The 5,322-nt window shown below is 39.9% G+C and carries 5 protein-coding genes; all 5 read right to left on the minus strand.

What is annotated here, in order from left to right; all coding sequences use genetic code 11:
* Nucleotides 1-214: 214 nt before the first annotated feature.
* The 5 genes from ACMWKK_RS25780 to ACMWKK_RS25800 all read right to left on the minus strand — a co-directional run bounded on the left by ACMWKK_RS25780 (nt 215) and on the right by ACMWKK_RS25800 (nt 5,215).
* Nucleotides 215-1,021 (minus strand): hypothetical protein, encoded by an 807-nt coding sequence (locus ACMWKK_RS25780; protein WP_016239971.1) that lies wholly within the window; start codon nt 1,019-1,021, stop codon nt 215-217.
* 17 nt (nt 1,022-1,038) lie between these two features.
* Nucleotides 1,039-1,479: a hypothetical protein gene (locus tag ACMWKK_RS25785; protein ID WP_016239970.1), complete on the minus strand. Its 441-nt coding sequence runs from the start codon at nt 1,477-1,479 to the stop codon at nt 1,039-1,041.
* A gap of 152 nt (nt 1,480-1,631) precedes the next feature.
* Nucleotides 1,632-2,993, minus strand: a complete 1,362-nt coding sequence (locus tag ACMWKK_RS25790) for an FRG domain-containing protein (RefSeq protein WP_000482601.1) — start codon at nt 2,991-2,993, stop codon at nt 1,632-1,634.
* Between the two features lie 13 nt (nt 2,994-3,006).
* On the minus strand, nt 3,007-3,810 hold the full coding sequence (locus ACMWKK_RS25795) for a hypothetical protein (protein ID WP_000589340.1): 804 nt from the start codon (nt 3,808-3,810) through the stop codon (nt 3,007-3,009).
* 58 nt (nt 3,811-3,868) lie between these two features.
* A complete protein-coding gene (locus ACMWKK_RS25800) occupies nt 3,869-5,215 on the minus strand; it encodes an ISNCY-like element ISLad2 family transposase (RefSeq protein WP_076611902.1) in 1,347 nt (448 codons plus the stop codon).
* Nucleotides 5,216-5,322 lie beyond the last annotated feature (107 nt).

Below are 5,322 nucleotides of genomic sequence, written 5' to 3' on the forward strand. Positions count from 1 at the left end.
TGTCAAAGCAAGTTTAAAATGTCACCTCTTTGTGCAAGATAGAAAGGGCACTTTCAGCCTATGTAATCATATTAATGTGACTGCTGCGTTATCCCACTCAACCAATTAATAAAGCAAAAGTTAAATATGAAAGACTGGAATAAAAATATAACGAAAACATCTTAATATGGAAATATCTGTGTCAACGGGATCTTTAGTTATTGAATATCTGGTTCTAAATAGGTTCTACATTCAACGGGAAGGGAAACCAAATATCTATATGTTTTTTATAAATACCATTACGTGGCAAACAACAATCTGCATATTTTTTTAAAGAATCTCCACATGGACAAATATTTTCTGGCGATAATACTCCATCATGTTCTTTCGCCTTAAATCTCCAGGTCGTAATATTGAAAATTTGATGTGGGGATTGTATGTATTTGACAACACTAATTAAAGTTGAATAGTTATAATGATCACCATCATTGGAGAAAAAAACACTACATTTGTTAACGGGATTACTAACTATGTCATAAGTAATTAATTCAAAATCGATCACTTCATCAAAGCAAAGAACTCCATTATAAAGTTTATTTTTAACATGACCACAATCATTAATAAAACTACGGGTTGTATTACATACTGAACATTTCACTTCTTTTATTATTTCACGAGAACTACCGAAGATTTTATATGGGAATAACGCCTGCCAATTACATACCATTCTCGCTAAGAAGTTAACACCATAGAAATTAACCTCAGGCAGAAACTCATTATTTTCTTTAATATGTATTAAATCTATTTCTATCCTTTCAAGTTCTACCCATGCTTCATAAAAATCACCTCTTGTAAGTAAATTAATGACTTGAATATATTTTAAATGGGCTAGTAAAATTGTTTTGTATAAAAACAATCTGTTTGATTCATTATTCAAGCTCAAGGATTGAGCTTTTTTTAACTCAGCATTAAGATAATCAAGAATAGCACTATCTTCTTGAGTAATACACATCCAACGCTTTAACTTTTCGTGAATATTCATAATATCTATATAGATTTTTATTTGATTTTGTTAATTACTTTTAAAACATCGTCTACTTTTCCAGAAACAGTGTATTTCACATGTTTTCCTGATTTATTTTTTTTAATTATAGAGACTTTAACGTCTATATCTCTAGTTCCAAAGTTATCAATTTTTTTCTGAATATAATTTGAAACAAGATTTACTAAAAAAGGTATCATTACTGATGTGGCAAAGAAAGTGCCTAACGCTAACGTTATACTGTTTAATTGCAGGTACGAAACACCATTAGAATCTCCGTACACTTTAACATTAGAATGTGATTGCTTGGTGAACTGGAAAAAATCCAGTGCATTACCTCCAGTAATTTTTGAACTATCAAAAACGATCGCAATCTCATCATCTTGAGGTTCATATGAAGAAATGATTTTTACCTCTTCATCTTCATCACTCATTTCACTCAAAGTAATGGGGTTCATTCTCAACTCCTTGTTTTATATTTTTACATTCAAATTTTACTATACGACTGGTTAATTGCTCCTGTCCAACACACACCAGAGTTCATATGCTTAGCATACAAGGGACCAATGCCAGTAGCGACAGGCTAGTGTGTCAAAAAACCACATGAAGATCAATCTCCTGCGGAAAATTTGGCCGCAATTAGTTTCATTGTCCTTTCCATGCCTTGATAAACTGTCGCATCTGTAATGTTTAACCTTGCGAGTTCCTTAAGTATTCTAGCTTTGTTTCTGATCACTATTTTTTCTACTTTAAACTCTTGCATAGCATCATCAGGGTTTGAAACTAAATCGGGATAAACAGCATTATTCCCAAATAATAAGAATGCACCTGACTGTGATGACATCCTTTCATTATTATTTCTTCCTTTAACGAAAATTAACCTTTCCAAATCTGATGGTATAATTACATCTTTAAAATAAGGTTTTTCATCTTTAATGTAATGTATGAGTTTTTGACAAGCTTCAGTTTTATTGAAAGCCTCCTTGTCCATTTTACAATCCAGCTGATCTTTCAGTGTTTGACTTAGCATTGATATATTTGATATGCAACTTACTGTATCAGAGTCAAAGAATTTTATACGATCCCTTTTTGTTTTGAAAATAATAACATGTCCATCAACCTCATTTGTATTTTCATTATTACTAATGTCGCAACAAGCGAAATACAGAGCGATTAGTGGATTTGATGTTATATCCAACAAACGAGTTGGTAGTCCGTAGTGTTGCATCCTTACTAACTTGTCTAGCATTGTTTTATCATCAACAAACTCAGTTGGCCTTGCTGTTAGGGCTTCACGGACTAAATTTGATTCACTGTGCAAATGCTTGAAGTTACCTTTTTTGTTTTTCCTGAAAACTGATGGAGCCAACTCGTAAGATACATCAGAATGTCCACGATAAAATATTTCTGCATCTTCTTCATGATCTTGTTCTAAAACACGCGCCATGAAACTTTGAACATTATCTATTATTGGGTAGTTATCAACTTCATCAGGAAGTGCTTCAGTAGGAGGAAGTGGTGTACTTCTTGTCGTTATATTTAGAAGTGCTAATGTTTGATTTAAATCACGTGCTTTTATTCCCCAGTGAGTCCGTTTCAGCCCATATGCACCTAATTCTAAAGCTGTTTGATATAACTCTTTGTTTATCACTACGACATCATCTTGTGAGTGAGTGATTCTGAAATCAAACTCAACATTTTTGTTAACTGTTCGTAGATTTGAAATTACACCAAGTCGCAAAGTAATGTATTCAACATTGTCTCGGGAATAAAGTTCTGACATAAAAAGCGTAGGTAATTTCTCAATATAAGATAATGCTTTATCATTCAAAGGCGTTAACTTCAACCGGATGTCATCAGAGGTGCCTTCTAACATACGTGATATAGGAAAATCACAACTCCCACTAACCCGTTCATACATGGGCCAATGTTCAAAATAGTCAGGTTCTCCGCCCATAATTAGATTAAACATTAAAACTAAATCCTTATATTTTACTTAATGAATTATTTACAATCCAATCAATTGCGCCAGAGGTGCGAATCCAAGGCTTTATATTATGATTCACATAATAAATGGCTTCATCCATTCCACCTAACGTGATATATCCACTGTTAGACTTGATCTGTAATCTGCACTTCGATAACAAGCCGGGGATGTGTCTATTAGAATCAATCGCAGCTTTAGCGATATCATCGGCATCCGGGGATGACTGTCGGTAGGCGAGTAGGGCGCGTGTATACTGAAAAAACGAACGCATATCCCCAGGATAATCGTCCAGTAGCAAGGCCAGATCATCCACCATTTCAAGCTCAAGGTAATAGTTCGCTAATAAATGACGAATCCCCTGGTTATCGTTCGGGTTGAGCTTCAGCATTTCGCGGCTATGAGCCATAGCCGGATAAAAATTACCAGACTCCCATAAGGCCTCAGCCAAAGCTGCTTTTGCTCTCATATATGGACGTGTTTCGACAAATCCCCAGAAACGTCCTGCGAACTCCTGAAAATCCTCGCCAAGTGCAATGCTGGCTGCGTACAAAGCAGTCTCCAGCTTCCCGATTTTTGACTCAGGAGGTTCTTGAGATATCTCGCAGTAGAATGAGTATGCGTCAGCACAGAGCGGGGATTTCTTGATAGCTTTTCTGATGAGTTTCAGCACAACTTCCAGGTCATCATTTTCCCAGGCATCGAACATGAACTCCTGAGCCGCAACCAGATCTAGATGTAATTGCTCAGAGCTGACAGCAGTTTTATACAAATCAACGCGCTTTGTAGTCGGGAATTTAATCATCTCAAGTATCCTTTTGGGGACTCACTGTTCCGGTACTTTGCAGCACTGATGGTCGATTCTATCGCTTTGAACTTGCCACAAACAAGCTCGGGTCTGCCAGAACGGGATTGATAGCCCGGAGCTGTTCCTGGATGCGCACCTGAGCCTTACGGCTGGGCGATTTTTTGCTTCGTTCCCGTTTGCCTTCGCTTTCCCGCTCATCCTGTTTTACCTGAGCCAGTCGGAGTACAGTCCCGAGACGTTTGTTATCAACAATCTGCCCCTGGTCGACACAGGCCAGCTTATCAAATGCCTGGCACTTAAGGCTCCGGTGCCCATAGAGGAAGGCGAGGGTGCCATCGGGATAATCCAGTACTTTAATTTTTTCACCGGCAAGACGGCTATTTTCTTCTGTGGTGTCCATGAGATAAAGGATCTTATCGTACTGGAAGGTCAGTGATTTCGACACGGTACGAACATCATGCCAGGCAAAGATGTCTCTTAATTCATCGGGGCTTTCCTGCACCGGACGATGCAAATCTTTGGGGAACTTAGCCGGTCGTGAAAACCGGCTGTTAAAGTCAGCGATGAAAGTGGCAAGCCAGGCATTTGCGGCCTCAATGCCGGTTATACCTTCCAGACGCATTTCTTTGATCAGCCGATCCTGAAGTGTCTGATTCGCACGTTCCACGCGGCCTTTAGCTTCAGAGCTGTTGGCACAAATAAGCTCGATTGCCAGGTCATAAAGCACACGTCCGAACTGGGTAACGGTGGTATTGCGTTTCTCCGGACCACTGACGCGAAATATTGCGTGTTTGTCACTGTACAGCGATACCGGCTTCCCATGCTGCTCGATGTATTCCCGGGTTGCCAGCATGTAGTCAAAGGCTGTTTCTGACTCGCTGAACCGCAAATGCATCAGACGCCCGGTGGCATCATCGATAAAGACCAGCAGGCAGCATTTTGGCGCACGGCCTTCAAACCAGTCATGGTGGGAGCCGTCGATCTGGATAAGTTCACCCAGACAATCACGCCGATGTCGGGGTTGATAAACCCGTGACTTACGGCGAGCATGCGGGACCCAGAGTCCGTCAGACGTCATCCAGTTGCGGACGGTCTCGATTGAAAGCCGGATATTATGGCGCTCTCTGAGTTTTTCTGCGGCCAGTGTGGGCCCAAAGTCACTGTAGTTTTCACGTATCAGCGTGAGTACTCGTAGTTTGAGAGATTCGGTCAACCGGCGGTTGCTGGGCTGGCCGCGTTTGCGGCTGACAAGTCCTTCAGCACCAGAAACTCGGTAACGATTGATAAGTCGTTGCGCCTGACGTTCTGAAATGCCAAGCTGTGATGCTGCATCACGACGGCGTAGACGCTTTTCACAAACTGCCTGTATCACCGGTAGGCGGTGGATCTCTTTATCTGACATGGTCACCAACATGCGTTGAGCCCCTTAGAATTGCATTCAGTTTAGCTTACTCTAAGGTGACGTTTCTATCTGGATAAAAAGTGACATTACTAAATGGTTCTAACAAC

The sequence above is a fragment of the Enterobacter sp. 01-M-03-SI-ECC genome, from assembly GCF_047530215.1.
Lineage (GTDB): Bacteria > Pseudomonadota > Gammaproteobacteria > Enterobacterales > Enterobacteriaceae > Enterobacter > Enterobacter chengduensis.